This window comes from Pseudomonas jilinensis, assembly GCF_003586265.1.
Classification (GTDB): Bacteria; Pseudomonadota; Gammaproteobacteria; order Pseudomonadales; family Pseudomonadaceae; genus Halopseudomonas; species Halopseudomonas phragmitis.
Map to the genome: position 1 here is coordinate 81065 of NZ_QJSA01000002.1, position 23772 is coordinate 104836.

The 23772-nt window shown below is 59.7% G+C and carries 21 protein-coding genes; 9 read left to right on the forward strand and 12 right to left on the reverse strand.

Annotated elements, in window-relative coordinates; genetic code table 11:
* Position 1: 1 nt before the first annotated feature.
* From C2846_RS02350 to gloB, 7 genes are all read right to left on the reverse strand, one after another.
* Positions 2-1633, reverse strand: a complete 1632-nt coding sequence (locus tag C2846_RS02350) for an ABC transporter ATP-binding protein (protein ID WP_080050351.1) — start codon at positions 1631-1633, stop codon at positions 2-4.
* 1 nt (position 1634) lies between these two features.
* The gene (locus tag C2846_RS02355; RefSeq protein WP_080050352.1) at positions 1635-2666 is read right to left on the reverse strand and encodes an ABC transporter permease; all 1032 of its coding nucleotides are present in this window, start codon (positions 2664-2666) and stop codon (positions 1635-1637) included.
* Position 2667: 1 nt separating this feature from the next.
* Complete coding sequence (locus C2846_RS02360; RefSeq protein ID WP_119700586.1) at positions 2668-3741, reverse strand: microcin C ABC transporter permease YejB; 1074 nt, start codon at positions 3739-3741, stop codon at positions 2668-2670.
* Positions 3742-3743: 2 nt separating this feature from the next.
* Positions 3744-5579: an extracellular solute-binding protein gene (locus tag C2846_RS02365; protein WP_080050354.1), complete on the reverse strand. Its 1836-nt coding sequence runs from the start codon at positions 5577-5579 to the stop codon at positions 3744-3746.
* A gap of 17 nt (positions 5580-5596) precedes the next feature.
* Positions 5597-7432 (reverse strand): extracellular solute-binding protein, encoded by a 1836-nt coding sequence (locus C2846_RS02370; RefSeq protein WP_119700587.1) that lies wholly within the window; start codon positions 7430-7432, stop codon positions 5597-5599.
* 139 nt (positions 7433-7571) lie between these two features.
* Positions 7572-9107, reverse strand: a complete 1536-nt coding sequence (locus tag C2846_RS02375; protein ID WP_119700588.1) for a lytic transglycosylase — start codon at positions 9105-9107, stop codon at positions 7572-7574.
* 118 nt (positions 9108-9225) lie between these two features.
* Positions 9226-10005 carry a hydroxyacylglutathione hydrolase gene (gene gloB / locus C2846_RS02380; RefSeq protein WP_080050357.1) on the reverse strand — a complete coding sequence of 260 codons (780 nt, stop codon included), beginning with the start codon at positions 10003-10005 and terminating at the stop codon, positions 9226-9228.
* A 78-nt stretch (positions 10006-10083) separates the two neighbouring features.
* Between gloB and C2846_RS02385 the strand changes: the two genes are divergently transcribed.
* The 3 genes from C2846_RS02385 to dnaQ are packed head-to-tail and all read left to right on the forward strand — an operon-like array spanning position 10084 to position 12033.
* Positions 10084-10857 (forward strand): class I SAM-dependent methyltransferase, encoded by a 774-nt coding sequence (locus C2846_RS02385; RefSeq protein ID WP_080050358.1) that lies wholly within the window; start codon positions 10084-10086, stop codon positions 10855-10857.
* Complete coding sequence (rnhA, locus tag C2846_RS02390) at positions 10854-11315, forward strand: ribonuclease HI (protein WP_080050359.1); 462 nt, start codon at positions 10854-10856, stop codon at positions 11313-11315. The genes C2846_RS02385 and rnhA overlap by 4 nt, the downstream gene beginning before the upstream one ends.
* Positions 11308-12033 carry a DNA polymerase III subunit epsilon gene (gene dnaQ / locus C2846_RS02395; RefSeq protein ID WP_080050360.1) on the forward strand — a complete coding sequence of 242 codons (726 nt, stop codon included), beginning with the start codon at positions 11308-11310 and terminating at the stop codon, positions 12031-12033. The genes rnhA and dnaQ overlap by 8 nt, the downstream gene beginning before the upstream one ends.
* 3 nt (positions 12034-12036) lie before the next feature.
* Here the strand turns inward: dnaQ and nhaB are convergent, their stop codons facing one another.
* On the reverse strand, positions 12037-13530 hold the full coding sequence (gene nhaB, locus C2846_RS02400; RefSeq protein ID WP_080050361.1) for a sodium/proton antiporter NhaB: 1494 nt from the start codon (positions 13528-13530) through the stop codon (positions 12037-12039).
* Positions 13531-13878: 348 nt separating this feature from the next.
* On the opposite strand from nhaB, the gene C2846_RS02405 reads away from it, so the two are divergent.
* Genes C2846_RS02405 through C2846_RS02420 form a run of 4 tightly spaced genes read left to right on the forward strand, consistent with a single transcriptional unit; the run spans position 13879 to position 17892 of the window.
* Positions 13879-14691, forward strand: coding sequence for a crotonase/enoyl-CoA hydratase family protein (locus C2846_RS02405; protein ID WP_080050362.1), 813 nt, complete (start codon positions 13879-13881; stop codon positions 14689-14691).
* A gap of 40 nt (positions 14692-14731) precedes the next feature.
* Positions 14732-16381, forward strand: coding sequence for a FimL-related protein (locus tag C2846_RS02410; RefSeq protein WP_080050363.1), 1650 nt, complete (start codon positions 14732-14734; stop codon positions 16379-16381).
* A gap of 5 nt (positions 16382-16386) precedes the next feature.
* A complete protein-coding gene (nudC, locus tag C2846_RS02415; RefSeq protein ID WP_080050364.1) occupies positions 16387-17226 on the forward strand; it encodes an NAD(+) diphosphatase in 840 nt (279 codons plus the stop codon).
* Between the two features lie 15 nt (positions 17227-17241).
* Complete coding sequence (locus C2846_RS02420; RefSeq protein ID WP_080050365.1) at positions 17242-17892, forward strand: hypothetical protein; 651 nt, start codon at positions 17242-17244, stop codon at positions 17890-17892.
* Between the two features lie 69 nt (positions 17893-17961).
* Here the strand turns inward: C2846_RS02420 and C2846_RS02425 are convergent, their stop codons facing one another.
* From C2846_RS02425 to C2846_RS02435, 3 genes are all read right to left on the reverse strand, one after another.
* A complete protein-coding gene (locus tag C2846_RS02425) occupies positions 17962-18729 on the reverse strand; it encodes an SDR family oxidoreductase (RefSeq protein WP_080050366.1) in 768 nt (255 codons plus the stop codon).
* A gap of 16 nt (positions 18730-18745) precedes the next feature.
* Complete coding sequence (locus C2846_RS02430; RefSeq protein ID WP_119700589.1) at positions 18746-19813, reverse strand: phosphotransferase family protein; 1068 nt, start codon at positions 19811-19813, stop codon at positions 18746-18748.
* Between the two features lie 185 nt (positions 19814-19998).
* On the reverse strand, positions 19999-20313 hold the full coding sequence (locus C2846_RS02435; RefSeq protein ID WP_080050368.1) for an SCP2 sterol-binding domain-containing protein: 315 nt from the start codon (positions 20311-20313) through the stop codon (positions 19999-20001).
* A gap of 244 nt (positions 20314-20557) precedes the next feature.
* On the opposite strand from C2846_RS02435, the gene sohB reads away from it, so the two are divergent.
* Both sohB and C2846_RS02445 read left to right on the forward strand, forming a co-directional pair.
* Entirely contained in the window at positions 20558-21577 is a 1020-nt protein-coding gene (gene sohB, locus C2846_RS02440) for a protease SohB (RefSeq protein ID WP_119700590.1), read from the forward strand.
* 9 nt (positions 21578-21586) lie between these two features.
* On the forward strand, positions 21587-22573 hold the full coding sequence (locus C2846_RS02445; RefSeq protein ID WP_080050370.1) for a YhdH/YhfP family quinone oxidoreductase: 987 nt from the start codon (positions 21587-21589) through the stop codon (positions 22571-22573).
* A gap of 8 nt (positions 22574-22581) precedes the next feature.
* Here C2846_RS02445 and C2846_RS02450 read toward each other — a convergent pair whose 3' ends face one another.
* Positions 22582-23772 carry a type II secretion system F family protein gene (locus tag C2846_RS02450; RefSeq protein WP_119700591.1) on the reverse strand — a complete coding sequence of 397 codons (1191 nt, stop codon included), beginning with the start codon at positions 23770-23772 and terminating at the stop codon, positions 22582-22584.

Here is a 23772-nt window from a genome sequence, read left to right on the forward strand (position 1 = left end):
TTTACGGGGTCTCTAGGACCCGGTTAACGGTTGCCGGTTGGGCGAAGGCCGCCTCCAGCAGTTGACGAGTGTAGTCATGCTGGGGTGTGGCGAAGACCTGTGCCGCCGGTCCCTGCTCGACGATCTCACCCTGGCGAATGACCATCAGTTGGTGGCTGAGGGCACGAACCACCGCCAGGTCGTGACTGATAAACAGATAACTCAGATTGTGCTTGCGCTGCAGTTCGCGCAGCAGCTCAACCACCTGCCCCTGTACGGTGCGATCCAGCGCTGAGGTTGGCTCATCGAGCAGAATCAGCGAAGGTTTCAACACCAGTGCACGGGCTATGGCAATCCGCTGGCGTTGCCCCCCGGAAAACTCATGGGGATAGCGGTGCCGGCTTTCCGGATCCAGGCCTACTTCTTCCAGTGCCTGGATAACCCATTGCTCGCGCTCCTCAGGGCTGCCCAGACGATGAATCTCCAGTCCCTCGCTGATGATCTGCTCAACCGACATTCGCGGGCTGAGGCTGCCATAAGGGTCCTGGAAGACCACCTGAAACTGCCTGCGCATGGGCCTGACCTGGCGCTGGGACAGGCCGTCCAAGCGCTGGCCGTCACATTCGATCAGGCCCTGGCTCTCGATCAGTCTCAGTAGCGCCAGACCCAGCGTGGTCTTGCCCGATCCGCTTTCACCAACAATCCCCAGCGTTTGCCCGCGTTGCAGGCTGAAGCTGGCGTCGGTGACCGCCTTGATATGGTCCACCGTGCGCTTGAGTACGCCTTTCTTGATTGGGAACCAGACGCGCAGGCGTTCGGTTCGCATGATCACCGGGGCGTGCGGATCGGCCTTGACCGGATCGCCGCTGGGATCAGCCGCCAACAGCTTGCGGGTGTAGTCATGGCGCGGATCGTTGAACAGCGTTACACAATCATTCTCTTCGACGACGCGACCCTGATACATGACACATACCCGATGAGCAATTTTACGCACCAGGTTAAGGTCGTGGCTGATCAGCAGCAGAGCCATACCCAGTTTTGCCTGCAGTGACTTGAGCAGCTCGAGAATCTTCAGCTGAACGGTGACATCCAGAGCAGTGGTCGGCTCGTCGGCGATCAACAGTTCAGGCTCGTTGGCCAGCGCCATTGCGATCATCACCCGTTGGCGCTGGCCGCCGGACAACTCATGTGGGTAGGCCGCCAGGCGTTTCTCCGGCTCGGGAATGCCGACCAGATGCAGCAGCTCCAATGTTCGTTCGCGGGCCTGGAGCTTGTTCAGGCCCTTGTGCAGGAACAGTACCTCGCTGATCTGGCGCTCGACCGAGTGCAGTGGGTTGAGCGAGGTCATCGGCTCCTGGAAGATCATCGAAATGCGATTTCCGCGCACCTGTTGCAGCCGCTTGTCGCCAACCTTGAGCAGGTCTTCACCTTTGTAAAGGACGCGTCCGGAGGGGTGGCGTGCGGCCGGGTAGGGCAGCAGGCGCAGAATCGAGTGAGCGGTTACCGATTTGCCTGAGCCGCTTTCGCCGACCAGTGCCAGGGTCTGGCCCGGCCGGATATCCAGGTTGACCTCGCGCACCGCCAGGGTTTCAGAGTCGCCGTTGGTGAAGGCCACGCTGAGGTTCTCGATACGGATCAGTGGCTGTTCACTCATGTTATTTCCTTGGGTCAAAGGCATCGCGTAGGGCCTCGCCGATGAAGACCAGAAGAGTCAGCATCAGTGACAGCACCACGAAGGCGGTGATGCCCAGCCAGGGGGCTTGCAGATTGGCCTTGCCTTGGGCGATCAACTCGCCCAACGAGGGCGCGCCGGGCGGCAGGCCGAAGCCGAGAAAGTCCAGCGAGGTCAGGGTAATAACACCACCGGTGAGAATGAAGGGGAAGAAGGTTAGGGTGGCCACCATCGCATTGGGTAGGATATGACGGAACATCACAATCCGGTTGCCGGCCCCCAGCGCTCGGGCGGCGCGCACGTATTCCAGGTTGCGGCCACGGAGAAATTCAGCGCGCACCACATCGACCAGCGCCATCCAGGAGAACAGCAGCATGATTCCCAGCAGCCACCAGAAATTCGGCTGCACGAAACTGGCCAGGATGATCAGCAGGTAAAGGACAGGGAGCCCCGACCAGACCTCGATGAAGCGTTGGCCGAACAGGTCGATGCGACCGCCATAGAAACCCTGCAGCGCGCCGGCAATGACACCAACGATTGAGCTGAGAATGGTCAAGGTCAGGGCGAACAGGACCGAGATGCGAAAACCATAGATCACCCGGGCCATGACGTCGCGAGCCTGGTCGTCAGTGCCCAGCCAGTTGTCGGCCGAGGGTGGCGCCGGCGCCGGGACTTCCAGGTCGTAGTTGATAGTGCCGTAGCTATAGGGGATCGGCGGCCAGAGCATCCAGCCGTTGCCTTCGTCTTCGATCAACTGGCGGATATAGGGGCTGCGGTAGTCGGCGCTGATCGGGAATTCGCCACCGAACTCGGTTTCGGCATAGCGCTTGAATACGGGAAAGTAATACTGACTCTCGTACTTGAGCAGCAGCGGCTTATCGTTGGCGATCATCTCGGCGCCAAGGCTGAGAGTGAACAGTACCAGGAAGATATGCAGTGACCACCAGCCGCGACGGTTGGCCTTGAAACGGGCGAAGCGCCGTTGGTTGAGCGGGGACAGTCGGAAGCGGCGCATCTCAACCCTCCCGGCTTTCAAAGTCGATGCGCGGATCGACCAGGGTATAGGTGATATCACCGATCAGCTTCACCACCAGCCCGAGCAGGGTGAAGATATACAGGGTGCCGAACATCACCGGATAGTCGCGGTTGATTGCTGCCTCAAAACCCAGCAGACCAAGCCCGTCGAGCGAGAATATTACCTCGATCAGCAGCGCGCCGGTGAAGAAGACGCTGATCAGCGCGGCGGGAAAGCCAGCGATGATCAACAGCATGGCGTTGCGAAACACATGGCCGTAGAGTACGCGCGAAGCCGACAGGCCCTTGGCCCTGGCGGTGATCACATATTGCTTGCCGATCTCGTCGAGGAAGCAGTTCTTGGTCAACATGGTCAGGGTGGCGAAGCTGCCGATGACCATGGCTGTGATCGGCAGCACCATGTGCCAGGCGTAGTCCTTGACCTTGCCCCAGGTGCTCAGCTCTTCCCAGTTGCTGGAGGTCAGGCCGCGAAGCGGGAACCAGTCGAAATAGCTGCCACCAGCAAACAGCACGATCAGCAGGATGGCCAACAGGAAGCCGGGAATGGCGTACCCAACAATTATCAGCGAACTGGTCCAGACATCGAAGGTAGAGCCATGCTTGACCGCCTTGCGCACGCCCAGCGGAATTGAAATCAGATAGGTGATCAGGGTGGTCCATAGCCCGAGGGAAATTGACACCGGCATTTTCTCGATAATCAGGTCGACCACGCTGTCGTCACGGAAAAAGCTGTCGCCGAAGTCGAAGGTCAGGTAGCCCTTGATCATCAGCCAGAAGCGCTCATGGGCCGGTTTGTCAAAGCCATACATACGCTCGATTTCGGCAATGATGTCTGGGTCCAGGCCCTGAGCGCCACGATAGCTGCTGCCACTGGCAACCTCGCCATGGATGCTGCCGGAAATCCGGCTGGTTGCCCCTTCAAAACCTTCGAGCTGGGCGATCATCTGTTCGACCGGCCCGCCGGGAGCGGCCTGGATGATCAGGAAGTTGATCAGCAGGATGCCGAACAGGGTCGGGATGATCAGTAATAGGCGGCGAATGATGTAGGCCAGCATGCTCAGTCGTCCTGGGTTTCGATGATAAGCGGGCGACTGCGCAGCGCGGCCGCCTTGGCCGGGTCTTCCCACCAGGTGAACAGCCCCAGGTCATACTTGGGCGGCAGCGCTGGGTGGGCAAAGCGGTTCCAGTAGGCAACCCGGTAGACGGTGGTGTGGAAGTTCGGCACCAGGATGTGCTTGGCCCGCAGTACCCGGTCCAGGGCCCGGGTATGGGTGATTAGCGACTCCCGTGAGTCGGCCTGGATCAGGCCGTCGACCAGAGCGTCCACCGCCGGGTGGCGCAAACCCATCAGGTTACGGCTGCCAGGGTTGTCGGCGCTCGCTGAGTGCCAGTATTCGCGTTGCTCATTGCCTGGTGAGTTGGACTGGCCGAAGCTGGTGACTACCATATCGAAGTCGCGTGAGCGCAGGCGGTTGATGTACTGCGAGGTGTCTACCCGACGCAGGGTCAGCTCGATGCCGAGTGACGCCAGATTGCGCTTGTAGGGTAGCAGCACCCGCTCGAAGTCGGCCTGAACGATCAGAAACTCGAAGCGCAGTGGCTCGCCGTCCTCATTGACCAGAAGGTCGTTCTCGATCCGCCAGCCGGCTTCCTGCAATAGGGCGTAAGCCTCACGCATCTGCTCGCGGATCACGCCGCTGCCATCAGTGCGGGGCGGGCTCCAGGCCGGACCGAATACGCTGTCCGGCAACTGCTCGCGCCAGGGTTCCAGCAGTGCCAGTTCAGCTTCATCAGGCAGGCCGTTGGCGCCCAGCTCGGAGTTGCCGAAATAGCTGTTGCTGCGCTCATAGGCATTATGGAACAGCCGGCCATTGGCCCACTCGAAGTCGAACAGCAGGGTGATGGCCTTGCGGACCCGGCGGTCCTGGAAGTAGGGCCGGCGCATGTTGAAGACGAAGCCTTGCATGCCCTGGGTGTTGAGATTGGGGATCTCCTCCTGGATGATCCGGCCGTCACGCAGGGCCGGGCTGGCGTAGCCGCCGGCCCAGTTGCGGGCACTGTATTCCTGGTTGAAGTCGAACTGGCCAGCCTTGAAGGCCTCCAGGGCTACCCCTAGATCGCGGTAATAGTCCACCACGACCCGGTCGAAGTTATAAAAGCCACGGTTGACCGGCAGGTCGGCGCCCCAGTAGTCCTCGACCCGGCTGAAGCTGATGCTGCGCCCGGCGTTGACCTGGGCAATCCGGTAGGGACCGCTGCCCAGCGGCGGTTCCAGGGTGGTGCGAGCGAAATCGCGCTCAGCCCAATAATGTGCCGGCAGTACCGGCAATTGGCCCAGTACCAGTGGCAATTCACGGTTGCGGCCATGGTGGAAGTGGAAGGTCACGGTACGCTCGTCATTGGCCACCACTTCCTTCACGTCGGCGTAATAGGCTCGATAGAAGGGCGCGCCTTTTTCCACCAGGGTGTTGAAGGTGAACACCACATCGTTGGCGGTGACCGGTTGGCCATCATGAAAACGCGCCTGGGGCCTCAGGTAAAAACGAACCCAGGTATTGTCTTCGGGGTGCTCGATGCGTTCGGCCAGCAACCCGTATTCGGTGAACGGCTCGTCCAGCGAGTGGAAGGTCAGGGTGTCGTAGATCAGGCCCAATCGGTCAGCGCTGTTGCCGCGGCTGATGAAACCGTTGAGTGAGTCGAAGCTGCCAAAGCCGGACAGGCGCAGGGTACCGCCCTTGGGTGCCTCCGGATTGACGTATTCGAAATGGCTGAAGTCCGCCGGATACTTTGGCGGCTCGCCGTACAGGGTCAGGGCGTGGCTACCGGCTGCACTGGCCAGTGGGGCCAGCGCGAGCATCAGGAAACCGGTGAACATTTTCAACGTGGCGCGCATCGAGTGACCTTGTTTTTCTAATCCGCTTCCATGTCTATCCACCAGCTCCGGATGGCCAGCGAATAGGGTGGTGTCTCCGGGCTCTTGAGCCAGCGACGGTGAGCAATGCGGTGGTAGTTTATATACCAGTTTGGAATTGTGTAGTGCTGCCATAGTAACACCCTGTCCAGAGCCCGGGCAGCGCCAATCTGTTCTTCTCGGGTCGTGGCGGCCAGCAGGTGTTCAAGCAGATCGTCAACCACCGGATGACTGACCCCGGCATAGTTGCGGCTGCCCTTGACGTCACGCTGACTGGAGTGGAAGTAGCCATGCTGTTCGAGCCCGGGCGACAGGCTCTGCGGCAAGGTGGCCAGGATCATATCGTAATCGAACTGGTCGAGCCGGGCCTTGTATTGGGCCCGGTCCACGGTGCGCACGCGCAACTCGATCCCCAGACGTGACAAGTTGGCCCGGTAGGGCTGGAGGATGCGCTCAAGACTGGGGTTGACCAGCAGGACCTCGAACACCAGCGGCTGGTTGTTTTTATTGACCAGGCGACCCTGGCGCAAGGTCCAGCCGGCCTCTGCAAACAACTCCACCACTTGGCGCAAATGCTCGCGGGGGATGCCGCGACCATCGGTGACCGGTAGCCTGAAGGGCTCCAGAAACAGTGCCGAAGGCAGTGCTTTGCGATGTGGGGACAGGTACAGAAACTCCTGTCCGACCGGAATGTCGCTAGCGCTGAAAGGGCTGTTGGGATAGTAGCTGAGTGAGCGCTGATACGCGTCGTAGAACAACACCCGATTGGACCACTCGAAATCGAACATCATGCCCAGTGCCTGGCGCACCTGGCGTTGATCGAAGGGCGCGCGGCGGGTATTGAAGAACAGGGCCTGGGTGGCGCTGGGAATCTGGTGCGGCACCGCCCGTTTGCGCACCTGACCGTTGCGCACCGCCGGGAAGTCGTAGGCGTTTTCCCAGTTGCTGGCCTTGTGGTCGAAATAGAAGTCGAACAGACCGGCCTTGAAGGCCTCGAAGGCGACGTTGTTGTCGCGGTAGAACTCAACCTCCAGGCGATCGACGTTGTACTTACCGCGGTTGATCGGCAAATCGCGCCCCCAGTAGTTCTTCACCCGCTCGAACACCAGCCGGCGACCGGGGCGAACGTCGGTGATCCGGTAGGGTCCGCTGTTGAGTCCGGGTTCGAAGGTGGTGTCAGCAAAGTTGCGGTCGCGCCAGTAGTGCTCCGGCAGCACCGGCAGTTCGCTCAGGCGCAGGATCAGCAGCGGGTTGTCGCTGCGGCCAAAAACGAAGCGGATGCGGTGCTGACCGAGGATGTCGACGCGCTCGACCTCCTGAAGCATCGAGCGGTAATTGGGGTGCCCCTGCTCGCTGAGCAAGCGCCAGGAAAACTCCACATCCCGTGCTGTGATCGGCTGGCCATCGTGGAAGCGGGCCTCGGGGCGCAGGTTGAATACCACCCAGCTACGGTCGTCACTAAATTCCAGGGTTTCGGCGATCAGCCCATAGGCCGAATAGGGTTCATCCCCGGAAGGGTCGTAAACGCCGGTGCCGACCATCAGTGGCTCGTTCAACTCGGTAATGCCGTAGTGCTGGAAGTTGCCGGTGTTGACTGGGCTGGTGCCTTTGAGCGTGTAGGGATTGAGGGTGTCGAAGGTGCCATTGCCCATCACTCGCAGGGTGCCACCCTTGGGTGCATCAGGGTTGACATAGTCCAGATGCTGAAAGTCACTGGTGTAGCGCGGCAGGCCGTACAGGGCATAGCCGTGTTGCTTGTAGACGGCAGCGCTGGCCTGCAGGCTCAGGGCCAGCAACAGCAGTGTTGTCAGTGTCGAGAATAGCCTTGCTGTCATGGACTGCCGCGTCTAAAGGTTCAAGCGCAACGCTACCATTCCTCCTGCATTGGTGAAAGCTCTCAAGCAATCAAGGAATGATGTCATGTGACAGACCATGATGCCCCGGGGACGTTCCCGGGGCTGGTGGCGGGAAGTTTCAGGGCACGAACAGGGTCAGTTGCTGGCCAGGCTGGATGTGCCGGCCAAGCTGGTTCCAGTCGCGGATATTCTGGATCTCGACCTTGAACTGGCGAGCGATGCTGTAGAGCGAGTCGCCACTTTTGACCGTATAAGTCATGCTGCGGTTCTGGCTGGCACTGGCCGCAGCCGGCAGGCGCAGCGTCTGGCCTGCCCTCAATGCCGGGCTTTCGAGTCCGTTGTGCTGCTTGATTTGGCTCACACTCAGGCCATGGTTGCGGGCAATGGCCCAGAGGTTGTCGCCGGGCCGGACCTGATAGCGCAGCTCCTGGGGTGTGGCAGCGGCAATTGCGGCGACGCTCTGGGGCGCGGGCTCGCTATCACCCAGGCGCGGCAGCATCAGGGTCTGACCAACACGGATCAGGTTGCCATTGATGCTGTTGACTTCGCGTAGAGCACCGACGCTGACTTGGTAGCGACGGGCAATCTGCGACAAGGTATCGCCACTGCGGACCTGATAACGCTGGTAGTTCACCCGTTGATCCTCGGGCAGGGCTGCCAGCGCGGCGCTGAACTGTTCGGCGCGATCAACCGGAACCAGCATTTGGTAGGTGCCCTGCGGTGCGGTGATACGTTGCTTGAAGGCCGGGTTCAGGCGCAGCAATTCGTCGGTGCTGATATCGGCCAGTTCGGCAGCCTTGCTCAGCTCCAGTTGGTGCTCGATGGTGATTTCGGCAAAGTAGGGTTCGTCCGGCAGTTCGGGTAGAGCTGCGCCATGTTGAGTCGGGCTGTCAATGATCTGTGCCAGGGCCAGCAGCTTGGGCACGTAGTTCATGGTCTCGCGCGGCAGTTGCAGATTCCAGTAATCGGTCGGCAGGTTCAGCGCCTGGTTGCGTTGAATAGCCCGGCCAACGCAGCCTTCTCCACAGTTGTAAGCAGCCAGAGCCAGTAGCCAGTCGCCATCGAAGCGCTCGTTGAGCTGGGTCAGGTAGTCCATGGCAGCCTGCGTCGAGGCAACCACGTCACGCCGGCCGTCGTACCACCAGTCCTGGCGCAGCGAGAACTGCTGACCGGTGGAGGGAATGAATTGCCAAAGACCAGCGGCATGAGCGCTGGAATAGGCCATCGGGTTGTAGGAGCTTTCAACGAACGGCAGCAGCGCCAGTTCCTGGGGCAGTTCACGGGCCTCCAGTTGCTCGACTACGTAATGCAGGTAACGTTGAGCTCGTTCGCCGCTGACTTCGAAATAACGGGTCTGGTTGAGAAAGGCCAGACGCTGCTGGTCAATGCGCGGGTTGTCGATCAGGGCCGGGTCAAGCAGGAAACCCTGGCGAATGCGTGACCACAGGGTATGGGGTTCTTCAGGGGCGGCCTGGCGGGCGCGGGGTTTGCTGCTGGCGCGAGGCGGGCTCGCGGGTTCGGCGGTTCTGCCGGGTTTGAGGCTAGGCTCATGTTGTTGAAGGCTGGGGCTACTTTGGCAACCTGCCAGCACCGCCAGAATCAGTGCAAGGCAGGTTTTGCCATGTGAGATGAGTAACTTCTGATAAAAACGCATGAGCTGGCCCGGTCAAAATTTGACCGATTTTAGGGGGATACCCCACTCGCTGCAAGCCGCAACGCTGCGTCAAATCGCTACAGGGTTGAGAGCTGCCTCACAAATGAGGCAGTTGGTCTCAGAAGTTGTCCTTCCAGGCCCGGACTGCAGCCAGGGTTTCGGCGCCGGGCGCAAGGGTTTTGCCGCAATGGCGGCTAGCGGCGGCAGTGACCTCGGCAACCGAGCTGCGCATGAACGGATTGGTCAGTTTCTCCAGACCGATACTGCTGGGCAGGGTGATGCGACCGTCGCTGCGTAGCTCGTCGACCACTTCCAAGCGCACCTTGATATCGTCGTTGTCCGGTTCTACCGCCCGGGCAAAACGCAGGTTCGACTGAGTATATTCGTGGGCGCAATAGACCCGCGTTTGGTCCGGCAGAGCGGCAAGCTTCTGCAGTGAAGTCTGCATCTGCTCGGCGCTGCCTTCAAAGAGTCGCCCGCAACCGCCAGCAAACAGGGTGTCGCCACTCAGCAGCCAGGGATCGCCGTCGTTGGCGCAATAAAAGGCGATGTGGTCCAGGGTGTGTCCGGGTACGGCTATAACTTCAACCTCTTGACCGAACAGCGCGAACCGAGCACCTTCGGCCAGTGGCCGGTCAATACCCCTGATCGCCGGATTGTCTGGGCCATAGACTCGGCACTCGGTTGCTGCCTTGAGGGTGGCCAGGCCGCCGGTATGATCCGGGTGGTGGTGGGTGATCAGAATTCGGGTCAGGCTGTAGTCGGGGCGTCGGCCCAACCAGTTGATGACCGGCTTGGCGTCGCCAGGGTCGACAGCCGCGACCTGACGGCTGGCTTCGTCGACGATCAGCCAGATATAGTTGTCATTGAACGCTGGCAGGGCAATGATGTCAGGCATATTAAGGGCTACGCTATGTGTTCTGTTAAGGTTAATTCTAGGGGTTGTGCCTGACCAAGGCCACCCCGTGGAGGTTTCATGTCGACTCCGGATGCGTCCGGCTCCATCAGTCAGGCCGATCTGATCCGGCTGCTTGAGGTGGCCAGGGCCTGGCTGGATTCGCCGCCCGGGCAGATGCTGCTGGCCGCTGAACGGCAGGTCATGCGTGACACACTGCCGACATGTTTTGGTCAGCATCTGGTGCAGTATGGTTTGGCTCCTGGGCTGCTGGATGAAGAGCGTGTCGTGCTGCGCAATCACTGGCAGGTTGATCTGATAAACGGCAGTCAGGCGATTCCGGTCGAGGAGGGGCATTGGCCGTTTGCGCCGCAGTCGCTGGATGTTGTGGTGCTGCACCATGGGCTGGATTTCTGTCTGGCGCCGCGCACCTTGCTGCGTGAGGCCTGTCAGGCGGTCCGGGCTGGCGGGCACATGCTGATTTTCGGCTTCAACCCCTGGAGTGCTTGGGGGCTCAGTCATTTCGCCGGGCGTGACTGGTTCAGCGAGGCAGGTTTTGTCAGCCCGTCGCGCTTGATCGACTGGCTGGAACTGTTGGGTTTTGTGGTGGAGAAACGGGTGGATGGGTGTTATCGTCCGCCGCTCAGATCGCAGCGCTGGCTCGATCGCCTGCAACGGCTTGAACGGCTGAGCGGGCGCCATCGAATACCGGGCGGCGGCTTCTACTTTCTCGTTGCGCGACGCCAGATGTTGGGGGCTACCCCAAGCCGCGAGCGCAGCATGGCATTCCCGGCACTGAATCTGCCACCGCTGGTAGCTGGCAGCCGACGTGCGCAGAAACGGAACAGTCGATGACTCAGGCGATAGAAATCTTCACCGACGGAGCCTGCAAGGGCAATCCCGGTCCCGGTGGCTGGGGGGTATTGCTGCGTTGGGGCGAACATGAAAAGGCCCTATGCGGTGGCGAGCCCGATACCACCAACAACCGCATGGAGCTTATGGCGGCGATTCAGGGCCTGCAGGCGCTGAAAAAATCCTCGCAGGTCATTCTGACTACAGATTCCGAGTATGTAATGAAGGGCATCCGCGAGTGGATGCCCAACTGGAAAAAGCGCGGCTGGAAAACCTCCAGTCGCCAGCCGGTCAAGAATGCCGATCTGTGGCAGCAGCTTGACGAACTGGTGGCTCAGCATCAGGTTGAGTGGCGCTGGGTGCGCGGCCACAGCGGTCACCGGGAAAATGAAATAGCCGATGCCCTGGCCAATCAGGGTGTAGAACAGGTATTGAAAGCGCGAGGGCGTTCACATGCGTGAAGTGGTACTGGATACCGAAACCACGGGTATCGAGCCCAAGGAAGGTCACCGGATCATCGAAATCGGCTGTGTCGAACTGATCGGCCGGCGTTTAACCGGGCGTCATTACCATGTCTATATCAACCCTCAGCGCGAGGTTGATGAAGGCGCTATCGCGGTTCACGGTATTACCAACGAATTTCTGGTCGATAAGCCGCTGTTCGCCGACGTGGTCGAGGACTTCATGCGCTTTATCAGCGGTGCTCGGCTGGTTATTCATAACGCGGCGTTCGACGTCGGCTTTATCGACAGCGAGCTTGACCGTCTCAATGCTGGTCATGGTCGGGTAATCGATCATTGCAGCGTGCTCGATACCCTGGCCATGGCTCGGGAAAAGCATCCAGGCCAGCGCAACAGCTTGGATGCCTTGTGCAAACGCTACGGGGTCGACAACTCCCAGCGTGACCTGCACGGCGCCTTGCTGGATGCGGAAATTCTCGCCGATGTCTATCTGATCATGACTGGCGGCCAGACCGCCCTGAGCCTGGCCGGCAATGGCCAGGACTCGGGTGAAGGCGGTCAGCATGGCAGTGTGATCCGGCGTCTGAGTGAGCAGGATCGTGCCGGTTTGCGGGTGCTGCGTGCCAGCGAAGCCGAACTGGCAGCCCATGCCAAATGCCTGGCTGCCGTGGAAAAGTCAGCCGGCTTTACCCTGTGGCAGGGCAAGCCGAGCGAATAGGTTTTAAAGCCAGTTGCTGACGGCAAATAGCCCCACCCCACCCAACACCAGCGTATATGGCAGCGCCATCACCACCATACGGCCATAGGACAGGCGCACCAGCGGCGCAATGGCCGAGGTCAGCAGGAACAAGAACGCCGCCTGGCCGTTGGGGGTGGCAACGCTGGGCAGATTGGTACCGGTGTTGATGGCGATGGCCAGCAACTCGAACTGATCGCGAGTAATATTGCCTTCATCCAAGGCTTTCTTGATCTCGCTGATGTAGACCGTGGCAACGAACACGTTGTCACTGATCATCGACAACAAGCCGTTGGCCAGGAAAAACATGCTTGGCTGAGACTCCGGTGGCAGGGCCAGTACGGCTTCAATGATCGGGCTGAACAGGTGCTGCTCATGGATCACCGCAACGATGGCGAAGAACACCACCAGCAGTGACGTGAAGGGCAGGGCCTCCTGAAACGCCTTGCCGATCTGGTGCTCGTCGATCACCCCGTTGAATGAGGTGATCAGGATGATAACCATCAGACCAATGAATCCGACCTCTGCTACATGCAGCGCCAAGCCCAGAACCAGCAGCACGGCGACGATGGCCTGCACCGTCAGCGCTGCCTTCTGGCCTCCCTTGCGCTTTGCCTGCTCTGCCTGGGAAAACTCTTCCAGCACCCGGCGTACCGAACGTGGCAGCTTGGCCCCGTAGCCGAACCAGCCGGTTTTCTCCAGCAGCAGGCAGGTTGTCAGACCCGCAGCCAATACCGGCATGCTTACCGGTGCCATCAGTGTGAAGAATTCGATGAAATCCCAGTCGGCGACTCGGGCGATCAGCAGGTTCTGTGGCTCGCCGACCAGGGTGCAGACCCCGCCCAGTGCGGTCCCGACTGCGCCGTGCATGAGAAGGCTGCGTAGAAACGCACGGAATTCTTCCAGGTGCTCACGGTGCAAACCTTCTTCACCTTCCGGGTCACTGGCCGGGTCGGTACTGCCGGCGGAGGCAACCTTGTGATAGACCCCGTAAAAGCCTACCGCCACACTGATGATCACCGCAGTTACGGTCAGGGCGTCGAGAAATGCAGAAAGTACTGCAGCTACAAAACAAAAAAGTAGCCCCATCAGTGACTTGGAGCGTATTCCCAGAATCAGCTTGGTAAAGGTTACCAGTAGCAGATCCTTCATAAAGTAAATCCCGGCAACCATGAACATCAGCAGCAGGATCACCGGCAGGTTGCCCATCACCTCCTGATACAGGGCGTCGGCACTGGTCATGCCAATGGCCAGCGCCTCGATTGCCAGCAAACCACCGGGTAGCAGGGGGTAGCACTTGAGCGCCATGGCCAGGGTGAAGATGAACTCGAGCACCAGTATCCAGCCGGTCAGGTAAGGCCCGATCAGCCAGAACAGCAGAGGGTTGAGAATAAGGAAGGCGACTATGGTGCGCTTATACCAGCCTGGGGCTTGGCCCAGAAAATTGCCAGCTAGCGCGGGCAGCAGAGCTTGTGACATGGGAAGGTCCTTCAAAGGTTTGGAAGAAAACTCTGAATGACGCCTCGTACCGGGCTGCGGCCGGTAAGGCATCATTCAGGGATCGCCTCTGAGAACCTTTGAACGGGATGTGCGACGGTAGAACCTGCGCACGGCGTGCCATCATACTCCTGCCAGTTATCGGGCGCTGTAGCGAATGCGACAGCAATAGTTGTCAATGAGCCGGAAGTCGCTCACAGAATTGCTGTTGGCTGCATTCAGGAGGTATGCCGATACAGAGCAGGCTTGTTATAGTCACGCCTTTGTCACGGCCGTTATTGCAGCAGCTGGCACCAGCGCCGGCAATGCCACCTAAGGAGTAGTTGAGCCATGCCCGAGTATCAGACCCTACTGGTAGAGCAGCACGACAAGGTTGCCCATGTGCTGATCAACCGGCCGGAAAAGGTCAATGCCATGAATGCGGCGTTCTGGGACGAGATCGTGCAAGTGTTTGGCTGGGTCGACCAGACCGACAGCGTGCGCGTGGTAGTGATTTCCGGGGCTGGCAAACACTTTTCCGCAGGTATCGACCTGGCGATGCTGGCCCAGGCCGCCGCTGGCATGACTACTGACATCGGCCGCAATGCCGAGCGAATTCGCCGTAACATCCTGCGTCTGCAAGCGTCCTTCAACGCCATTGATCAGTGCCGTAAACCGGTCATTGCCGCGGTGCATGGCTATTGCCTGGGTGGCGCAATCGATCTGATTTCCGCCTGCGATATGCGTTACAGCACCCCCGATGCCCAGTTCTCGATCAAGGAAATCGACATGGGCATGGCCGCCGATGTTGGCACCCTCCAGCGATTGCCGCACCTGATCGGCGATGGCATGATGCGTGAGTTGGCCTACACCGGGCGCATGGTCGATGGCCATGAAGCAGCCCGGATCGGGCTGGTCAACCGGACCTGGGATAGCCACGCCGAACTGCTTGAGGGGGTGTTGGCGCTGGCCGCGGAGATCGCCTCGAAATCACCCCTGGCGATCCGTGGGACCAAGGAAATGATTCGCTACAGCCGCGATCACAGTGTCGAGGATGGACTGAACTATATCGCTAGCTGGAATGCAGCCATGCTGCAATCCGAAGATCTCAAGTTGGCCATGACGGCGCACATGAGCAAAAAGTCGGCCGACTTTGCTGATTGATTCAGGCCTTTGACTGCAGGGATGGTGGGGAGATAACACGATGCTAACCGGTGCCACATCACTTGATCTTGTCAGGGATGAACTGTTCGCCACGATTGGCGATGTCGAAGATGTACTGCAGCAATTCCTTGAAGATCGGCGCAATGGCAGCTTGCTGCAGCGAGCGATCGAAGGCATGCAGCAGGTTCGGGGTACGCTATCGCTGATCGAATTGCGAGGCGGCTCGTTACTGGTGGCGGAAATGGTCGCGCTGGCCACCGATATACCCGTACACGATGGTGAGGGTCGCAACGAACCGCTGACCGCACTGTGTGACAGCTTGTTCCTGCTGGGCCGCTATCTGCATCTGAGTCGTCAACAGGGTACTGAGCGGCCTGAGCTGCTGCTGCCGGCCATCAACCGGCTGCGCGCTTTGCAGGCTGGCCAAGCCCCGTTGCCTGACAGCTACTTCTACCAATTGCCCGTCGACCTGCCGCTGACCGCTGCCGGCAGTTCGACCGCGTTGGGTGCCAAGACCTTTGCCCGGTTACGGCAAATGTATCAGGTCGGTCTGCTTGGCCTGCTGCGCGATGACAGCCTGGCCACCGCCGCACCGCTGATGCAGCGTGCCTTGCAGCGCTGGGAAACCAGCCTGAATCAGGCTGGAGCATCACTGTGCCAGGCTGCTTCGGCCGCGCTCGAAGGGATTGAGCAGACGCCGTTGACACTGACCACCGAGCGTAAGCGGCTATTCGCCCGTCTCGACCGGGAAGTCCGGCGTCTGGGCAACGCTATTGACGCGCCGGCTACGGCCTCGCCGTTATTACCCGAGTTTCTTTATCTGGTAGCTCTCTCTGCTGACACCAGCAGCCGCTGCCAGAGCCTGCGTCAGGCTCTGAACCTGCCGGCTCCGGGCTTTACCGATGCCGAACTGGAGCAAGGTCGGCAGCGTCTGAATGGCCCCGGCGCAGACGTCATGCGCTCGGTTGCCGAAGCGCTGCACGAGGAAGTCACCGGCATCAAGGACCTGCTCGACCTGCTGGCGCGTAATGCCGGTGACGCCGAGCAGTCCCTGGAAAGCCTCAAGGCCGGGCTCGAGCGGCTGTGGAAAACGCTCAGCATGCTTGATCTGGCCGAGGTCTCTGACGGCATTCGTCAGGCGGTAAGCCAGCTTGAAGGCTGGCAGCCAGGCAAAACCCAGGTGCTGGAGCAGGTGGCTGATGCCGTGTTGCAGGCCGAAACCGCCGTCAACCGACTCGATAATCCGAGCGAGGCTGGTTTGTTGGGCGGGCAGGGCGGCTTGCCTGAGCCGGTCGAACTGAAAGAAGCACGGATTGTACTGATCGAAGAGTCACAGGCCGGGCTAGCATTGGCCAAGCGGGCGATCACGGCCTATACCGAATCCAGCAATGACGCGATGCACCTGCTCAATGTACCCAGCACCCTGGATACCGTCCGTGGTGGGTTGGTATTTCTGGGCATGAGCAGAGCGGCCAAGGTCATTCACCTGGCTTCACGATTCATCAAGGAAAGCATGCTGGAGCGTCAACAGGTGCCTCAGGCATCGCAGCTGGAAATACTGGCTGACGCCCTGACCAGCATTGAGTTCTATCTGGAATCGGCCGAACGCTCGAGTGTAACCACCAGCGATGTGCTGGCGCTGGCCGAGGACAGCCTGGCTGAACTGGGCTACAAGATTTCCGAGGTCTGATCCTGATGCATTCGCCCTTCGGTCGTTTTGTTCCTGCCAATGACCCAAGTCAGAGTCCTGATGATGGATGGGTAGTGGTCTATTATCAGGAACGCTTTGCCTTGTACGAAGGGCGCTTTCTGGTTGATATTGACACGGCCCGATTCCTTGGCCGGACAGAACAGCGCCTGCTGCTCGGATACCTGGACGGCAAACCGTGCCAGTTGTTTCGGTTGGCCGAGCCCTGTGATTTGCCCGGTATCAGCTGGCACGGGCTGCGAGCACTGATTGGCCAGGTTGATGATCAGACCTTCCGTTTGCTTGGGCTGGCCCAGCAACTGGATGCCTGGGCCGAAACCCACCGATTCTGTGGCCGCTGTGGCACCGCCATGTTGCCGCGCCCGGCTGAACGGGCCATGGAGTGCCCAGGCTGCGGCTTGCGCCAATACCCCAAACTCTCGCCTTGCATTATCGTGTTGGTAACCCGCGGCGATGAAATTCTCCTGGCCCGTGCCCCGCATTTTCGTCCCGGATTTTTCAGTACGCTGGCCGGTTTTATCGAGCCGGGTGAGTCAGCTGAAGAGTGCCTGCATCGAGAAGTGATGGAGGAGGTCGGCCTGGAGGTTGAGCAATTGGAATATTTGGGTAGTCAGAACTGGCCGTTCCCCAATTCCCTGATGTTGGGCTTTCACGCCCGTTATGTCGGTGGCGAGATCCGCCCACAACCCGAAGAGATTGAAGAGGCCCAGTGGTGGCCGCTGGACCAGCTCCCGGGCATCCCGCCCCAGGGTACTATCTCGCGCTGGTTGATCGACTGTTACCTGGCCCGCCGCAGCGGTCGTCAGGACCCACCCATGCCAGCCTGATTCCAAGGAGAACAGATGCAATACCTGGGTTTAGCCGTGCTGGTGGGTGTAGTTGCACTTCTGATGCTATTGATTGTGTTGCGTTTGGGCTGGCGTCCGGGCTGGTGGCTGGCCTGGCTAAAGGGCAATCTGCTGGTATTGGGGTTGGCTGCTAGCCTGGCAATCGGTCTGGCAGCCTGGGATCTGCATTATTACCGTCCGCTGGAAGGCGATGGTACGGTCGCGACTCTGGAACTGCGCCAGCTTGGACCGCAACGTTACGAGGTGCTGGTCAATGAAGCAGGTAAAACCCGCCGCCTGACTTTGGATGGCGACCAGTGGGAACTGGATGCTCAGGTATTGCGCTGGGCTGGGCTGCCCCATGTACTGGGGTTGCAGGACGGCTATCGGCTGCACCGCCTGCGCGGCCGTTACCTGGCGCTGGAACAACAGCGTCAGCAGGACGCCCAACTCAACAGCCAATTGCATGCCACCCCCACCTGGCGTGACCTGTGGCAATGGCTGGATCAGCTCAATGCCGACCTATGGCTGCGCGCCGACGCCTTCACCGTGCGCTTCATGCCCCTGGCCGATGGCGCCCGCTTTGCCATCGAGTCTGGAGTGACCGGGCTGACTCCGGTACCGCTTAATCCAGCTGCGGTTGAGGCTTTACAGCGGTTTGAGTGAAATGGGAGTGCAGTTGTAGGGGCATAAAAAACCGGCGCTGGGCGCCGGTTTTTTGTTGCTAGGCTTGCCTCAGGCGAGCATGCCGCCGTCGACGTTGATAGCAGTGCCGGTGGTGTAGCTGGAAGCGTCGCTGACCAGATACAGGACGGTGCCGGCCATTTCACTGGGATCGGCGGCGCGGCGCAGGGGGATGCGCTGCAGGGCATTCTTGAGGATACTGTCGTTGCTGGTCAGGGCGGAGGCGAACTTGGTGTCGGTCAGGCCGGGCAGCAGGGCGTTGCAGCGGATGCCGAACTGGGCGCATTCCTTGGCGAACACCTTGGTCATGTTGATCACGGCGGCCTTGGTGATCGAGTAGATGCCTTGCAGGTCGCCCGGTACTACGCCGTTGACCGAGGCGACGTTGAGGATGGCACCGCCGCCGTTTTCGCGCATCAGTTTGCCGGCTTCGACCGACATGAAGAAATAGCCGCGGATGTTGACGTCTACGGTCTTTTGGAAGGCGCCCAGGTCAGTATCCAGCACGTTGCCGAAGTAGGGGTTGGCAGCGGCGTTATTGACCAGGATGTCGAGTTTGCCGAACTGTTCGCGGATGGCGCCGATGGTCTGGCTGATCTGGTCCATGTCGCCGATGTGGCAGGCCATGGCTACGGCTTTGCCACCAGCAGCGTTGATGGCGTCGGCCACTTGCTGGCAATCGTCGATCTTGCGGCTGGAGATGATGACCTGGGCACCCTGTTGGGCCAGCAGTTTGGCGATCGCCTCACCAATACCACGACTGGCGCCAGTGACCAGCGCGACCTTGCCGTCGAGGTCAAACAGTTGAGTCTTTTGCATGATTGTTGTCCTTTGGTTACAGGGCTGATTGCTGAATGACGGCCAGACTGCGCTGCTCCAGCTGTTTGTTCATGACAATGAAGCCAGCGAAACGCGGGTTGCTGGTCTGGCCATGGTAGTAGCGGTAGTAGATCTGCTGGGTAATGCCGGCCAGACGGAACATGCCGAACACATAGTAGTAGTCCAGGTTGTCGATCTGGATACCGGCGCGCTCGGCGTAGTAGTCGGCAAACTCCTGACGGGTCAGCATGCCAGGGGCGTTGCTCGGCTGCAGTCGGGTGGCCTGGTGGTCGGCCGGGTCGTTGGCTTCGATCCAGTAGGCCAGGGTGTTGCCCAGCTCCATCAGCGGGTCGCCAAGGGTGGTCAGCTCCCAGTCCAGTACGCCGATGATGCGCATCGGGTCGTTCGGGTCGAGGATCACATTGTCCAGCCGGTAGTCGTTGTGCACGATGCCGGGTTTGGGATGGTCAGCCGGCATATGCTCACGCAGCCAGGCAATCACCGGCTCCCAGCCGGGAGCATCGGGAGTGGCGGCTTTCTGGTAGCGGTCAATCCAGCCTTCAACCTGGCGTTTCACATAACCTTCGGGTTTGCCCAGATCACCCAGACCGCAGGCTACGTAGTCGACGTTGTGCAGTTCAACCAGTTTGTCGATGAAGCTTTTGCACAGTTCCCGGGTCTTGCTCTCGTCCAGCCCCAGTTCGGTAGGGATGTCGGCGCGCAGAATGGTGCCTTCGACCTTTTCCATCACGTAGAACTCACAGCCTGTGACCGACTCGTCGGTGCAGTGCACGTAGGCTTTGGGGCAGTAGGGGAAACCGGCGTTTAGCTTGTTGAGAATACGGAATTCGCGGCCCATGTCATGTGCCGACTTGGCTTTCTTGCCGAACGGCGGGCGGCGCAGTACCAGATCCTTGCCAGGATAGCTGAGCAGGTAGGTCAGGTTGGACGCACCACCCTGGAACTGACGAACTTGCGGTGTGCCTTCAAGTTCCTCGATATGCTGCTTGAGGTATTGATCGACAGCTTGTACATCCAGTTCTTCGCCCTGGCGAACGCTGGTAGTCTGATCGGTAGCGGACATGGTTTTCCTTACTTGATAGGTACTAGGCATGAACGGATTAGCATGAATAGTCAGCTAATCTAATGCAGTGACCTGAGGGCAGCAAGGTTAAACGGCCGTTTGAATCGGCTTATCAGGTAGGGTGTTGTTGAAGGATTGGTGAGGGTTATGACCCGTCACCACAAAGTGGTGACGGGTGAAGCTACTTAAGCCGGGAACAGCTCGCCCAGCTTCAGCGCCAGCATCATGTCGCCTTCGGCGCGCAGTTTTCCGGCCATGAAGGCCTGCATGCCGTCGGTTTCACCAGTCATCACGCCGACCAGAGTGGCGCTGTCCATGATCAGGGTCACGTTCGGATCGGCAGCGTCGCCCTGATTGACGGCACAGGTGCCATCCTTGACGGCTACGTTGAAGTTTTCGCCATCTTCGATGTTGAACTGGAACACCAGATCCAGGCCGGCAGCGGCAGAGGCGTTGAACTTGGTTTCCATCTTGCTGATGATGTCTGCGACGGTAGTCATTTGCCTGTCCTATTCATGCTGTTGTTGTGGTGACGGCTGTGGCCGCTCACCCAATATGGTGGGTCACCCATCAAGCTTCAGGGTGCGGATCGCACTGGAAGCTTGAGCATGAGGTTAGGCGGGGGGCGGGGGGCTGTCAATAAAAAATCATACGTTTGTTTGAATTTGCTTTTTAACTGGAAATGTCAGTTTGGCACAGGTTTGTTGTTATGCTTGAAACCCTCTCATTAGCTGGAGTGCTTACGTGGAATGGTTAGCTGATTATGGGTTATTCATGGCCAAGGCGGTTACCGTCCTGGTGGTGTTGCTGGTGCTGGTAGCGGCGATAGCCGGGGCCAAGACTCGGCAGCGGCGCGGGGAAGGCAGTCTGACGGTGACCAAGGTCAACGAACAACTGGCCAGAATGACGGACAAGCTGGCTCAAACCGTGCTGGAGAAAGCCGATTACAAGGCCATGCTCAAGGCCCGCAAGGCAGAGGATAAAGCACGAAGCAAGTCCGAGGAAAAGCGTGCGCGGGTATTCGTGTTGAATTTTCATGGCGACATCAAGGCCAGTGCCTTGGAAAATCTGCGCCATGAGGTCACGGCAGTATTGGAGCTGGCGGGTGCTGATGATGAGGTGGTGGTCAAGCTCGAAAGCGGTGGCGGCATGGTGCATGCCTATGGCCTGGCCGCATCCCAGCTTTGCCGGGTCCGTGAAGCCGGAGTGCCGCTTACGGTTTGTGTCGACAAGATCGCCGCCAGCGGTGGCTACATGATGGCTTGTATCGCTGACCGCATTCTGGCCGCGCCCTTTGCCATGCTTGGTTCGATTGGCGTGGTAGCACAGTTGCCCAACTTCAACCGGCTACTGAAAAAGCATGACATTGATTACGAGATGCTGACCGCCGGTGAATACAAGCGGACCCTGACCCTGTTCGGCGAGAACACTGACAAAGGTCGGGAAAAATTTCAGGAAGACCTGGAAAACATTCATCGCCTGTTCAAGGGCTTTGTCGGCCGTTACCGCCCGCAACTGGATATCGATGCGGTAGCCACGGGTGAGGTATGGTTCGGCAGCGAGGCGCTGGAGCGGACCCTGGCTGATGAACTGACCACCAGCGATCAGTATCTGAGTCAGCGGGTCCGTCAGGCCGATGTGTTCGAGGTGCACTATTCGATGCGCAAGCGCATCCAGGAAAAACTCTCTGGAACCCTGTCGGCAACGCTGGATCGGCTACTGCTGACCTGGGCTTCACGGTTCAACAATCAACGATTCTGGTAGGAGCTGAGCATGTCGGAATTCAAGGCTCTGGTGGTGACAGAGGAACAGGGCAACTATGTTTCCCAGGTGAGTCTGCGCCATATTGACGAACTGCCGCCGGGTGAAGTGCTGATCCGGGTGGCCTATTCTTCGCTGAACTTTAAGGATGCCCTGTCGGCTAGCGGCAACAAGGGCGTGACCCGCAATTTCCCCCATACTCCGGGCATCGACGCCGCCGGGGTAGTGGAGGCCAGCTCGGTGGCCGAGCTCGAGGTGGGTGATGAGGTGATTGTCACCGGTTACGACCTTGGCATGAACACTGCTGGCGGTTTCGGTCAGTATATCCGGGTACCGGCTGCCTGGGTTCTGAAACGGCCTGAAGGGCTGAGCCTGCGCGACAGCATGGTGCTGGGTACAGCGGGTCTGACTGCGGCACTGTGTATCGACAAGCTGGAACAGGCCGGTCTGGCGCCGGGGCAGGGTCCGGTTCTGGTGACCGGGGCGACTGGCGGTGTCGGCAGTATCGCCGTGGCGATTCTGGCCGGGCTAGGTTATGAGGTGGCAGCGGCCACCGGCAAGGCGCTGCAGGCTGATTTTCTCAAGCGCCTGGGCGCCAGTCTGATTGTTGACCGCTCGGCGCTGGAAGCTGGCAAGGACAAGATGCTGCTCAAGGAGCAGTGGGCCGGGGCGGTCGATACCGTCGGCGGCGACATTCTGTTCAACGTGGTCAAGTCACTGCGCTATGGCGCCAGTGTCGCCTGCTGTGGACTGACCGCAGGCGGTCAGTTCCAGGCCAGCGTATTCCCCTTCATTCTGCGCAACGTCAACCTGCTGGGGATCGACTCGGTCGAGCAGCCACTGGTCGTCAAGGCCTCGATGTGGGATCGCCTGTCGCTGCAGTGGAAGACCGACCTGCACAGCCTCTGCCACGAAGTGAGCCTTGAGGAGCTGCCGGAGCAGATCGAGAAAATCCTGGCCGGCAAGATGATCGGGCGGGTGCTGGTCAACCTCGGTTGACCAGTACGCTACTGGATGCTGGAAGCAAGCTCGAAGATCGGGATATACATCAGCACTACGATGGTCCCGATCAGCAGGCCGATAAAAGCCATTAGCAGTGGTTCGAACAGTCGTACAAACCATTCGATCCAGCGGCTGGTCTGGGCCTCATGGAAGTCGGCGGTCCGCTCCAGCATTACCCCCAGGTTGCCTGAGCGCTCTCCGGCCCGGAGCATGCGCAGGGCAACCGGTGTCGACAGGCCATAGGTCTCCAGGGCCATGGATAGGGAAGAGCCTTCACGCACCCGGTTCTGGGCCTGTAGCAGGTGCTGGCGTGACTGCTCGCCGAGCAGGCCGCTGGCCATCGATAGTGCGTCTATCACCGGAATCCCGCCTTGCAATAGGATGCCGAGAGAGCGGTAGAAACGGGCCAGTTCAAAGGTCAACAGCGCTTTATGCAGGCGTGGAATACGCTGAATTTGCCGACCAAGAAGCCGACGCAAGGTATGGCTGCGCGCCGCCAACAGGCCCAGGGCAATGATTCCCAACAATCCGGGCAACAGTAGTATTTGATGTTGCTGCAAAAAATTTCCCAGATCGATCAGCACCTGCGACAGCCAGGGCAACTGATGCTCCATACCCTCGAATACCAGGCTGAAGCGCGGCACTACATAGCCGATCAGAAACAGCAGGACCAGGCCACCGACGCCGAGCAGCAGTACCGGATAGACTGAGGCGCTGATGACCTTCTGGCGCATGGCGTCAAGGCTGGCGCGATAGCCAACATAACGGTTAAGTGCCGGGCCCAGTTCGCCGGTGCGTTCACTGGCCTTGATCAGGGCAATGAACAGGGGCGGGAAGATCCACGGGTAGCCGGCTAGCGCCCCGGACAGGGATTTGCCTTCATACAGGGCCTGAATCAGGCCAGCGAGTATCTTGCGGACCTGCGGGTCGCTTTCCTTGTTTTCCAGGCTCTCCAGGGCATCGGTCAGGACCAGGCCAGCGTTCAGCAGAATAGCCAGTTCCTGGCTGAACAGCGCCAGCGGGAAACGTTCGCGGCTGAACCAGCGGCTGACGTTCCAGTCGAGCTGGCGCTGAATCCCAAGCACCCTCAAACCTTGTTCCTCGGCCCGGCGCCCGGCCTCTTCGGCGCTGGCCGCTTCATATTCGAGCTGGACGACATGATCGGGCAGGCGCAGGGCCTTGATCAGGAAGCGCAT

Coding starts and splice junctions, on each gene's coding strand:
- nudC (WP_080050364.1), top strand. CDS start 16,387: ATGCATTCGCCCTTCGGTCGTTTTGTTCCTGCCAATGACCCAAGTCAG.
- nhaB (WP_080050361.1), bottom strand. CDS start 13,530: ATGTCACAAGCTCTGCTGCCCGCGCTAGCTGGCAATTTTCTGGGCCAA.
- C2846_RS02365 (WP_080050354.1), bottom strand. CDS start 5,579: ATGCGCGCCACGTTGAAAATGTTCACCGGTTTCCTGATGCTCGCGCTG.
- C2846_RS02405 (WP_080050362.1), top strand. CDS start 13,879: ATGCCCGAGTATCAGACCCTACTGGTAGAGCAGCACGACAAGGTTGCC.
- C2846_RS02430 (WP_119700589.1), bottom strand. CDS start 19,813: ATGTCCGCTACCGATCAGACTACCAGCGTTCGCCAGGGCGAAGAACTG.
- C2846_RS02375 (WP_119700588.1), bottom strand. CDS start 9,107: ATGCGTTTTTATCAGAAGTTACTCATCTCACATGGCAAAACCTGCCTT.
- C2846_RS02435 (WP_080050368.1), bottom strand. CDS start 20,313: ATGACTACCGTCGCAGACATCATCAGCAAGATGGAAACCAAGTTCAAC.
- C2846_RS02425 (WP_080050366.1), bottom strand. CDS start 18,729: ATGCAAAAGACTCAACTGTTTGACCTCGACGGCAAGGTCGCGCTGGTC.
- C2846_RS02385 (WP_080050358.1), top strand. CDS start 10,084: ATGTCGACTCCGGATGCGTCCGGCTCCATCAGTCAGGCCGATCTGATC.
- C2846_RS02355 (WP_080050352.1), bottom strand. CDS start 2,666: ATGCGCCGCTTCCGACTGTCCCCGCTCAACCAACGGCGCTTCGCCCGT.
- C2846_RS02420 (WP_080050365.1), top strand. CDS start 17,242: ATGCAATACCTGGGTTTAGCCGTGCTGGTGGGTGTAGTTGCACTTCTG.
- C2846_RS02360 (WP_119700586.1), bottom strand. CDS start 3,741: ATGCTGGCCTACATCATTCGCCGCCTATTACTGATCATCCCGACCCTG.
- C2846_RS02445 (WP_080050370.1), top strand. CDS start 21,587: ATGTCGGAATTCAAGGCTCTGGTGGTGACAGAGGAACAGGGCAACTAT.
- C2846_RS02450 (WP_119700591.1), bottom strand. CDS start 23,772: ATGCGCTTCCTGATCAAGGCCCTGCGCCTGCCCGATCATGTCGTCCAG.
- C2846_RS02370 (WP_119700587.1), bottom strand. CDS start 7,432: ATGACAGCAAGGCTATTCTCGACACTGACAACACTGCTGTTGCTGGCC.
- rnhA (WP_080050359.1), top strand. CDS start 10,854: ATGACTCAGGCGATAGAAATCTTCACCGACGGAGCCTGCAAGGGCAAT.
- dnaQ (WP_080050360.1), top strand. CDS start 11,308: ATGCGTGAAGTGGTACTGGATACCGAAACCACGGGTATCGAGCCCAAG.
- C2846_RS02410 (WP_080050363.1), top strand. CDS start 14,732: ATGCTAACCGGTGCCACATCACTTGATCTTGTCAGGGATGAACTGTTC.
- C2846_RS02350 (WP_080050351.1), bottom strand. CDS start 1,633: ATGAGTGAACAGCCACTGATCCGTATCGAGAACCTCAGCGTGGCCTTC.
- gloB (WP_080050357.1), bottom strand. CDS start 10,005: ATGCCTGACATCATTGCCCTGCCAGCGTTCAATGACAACTATATCTGG.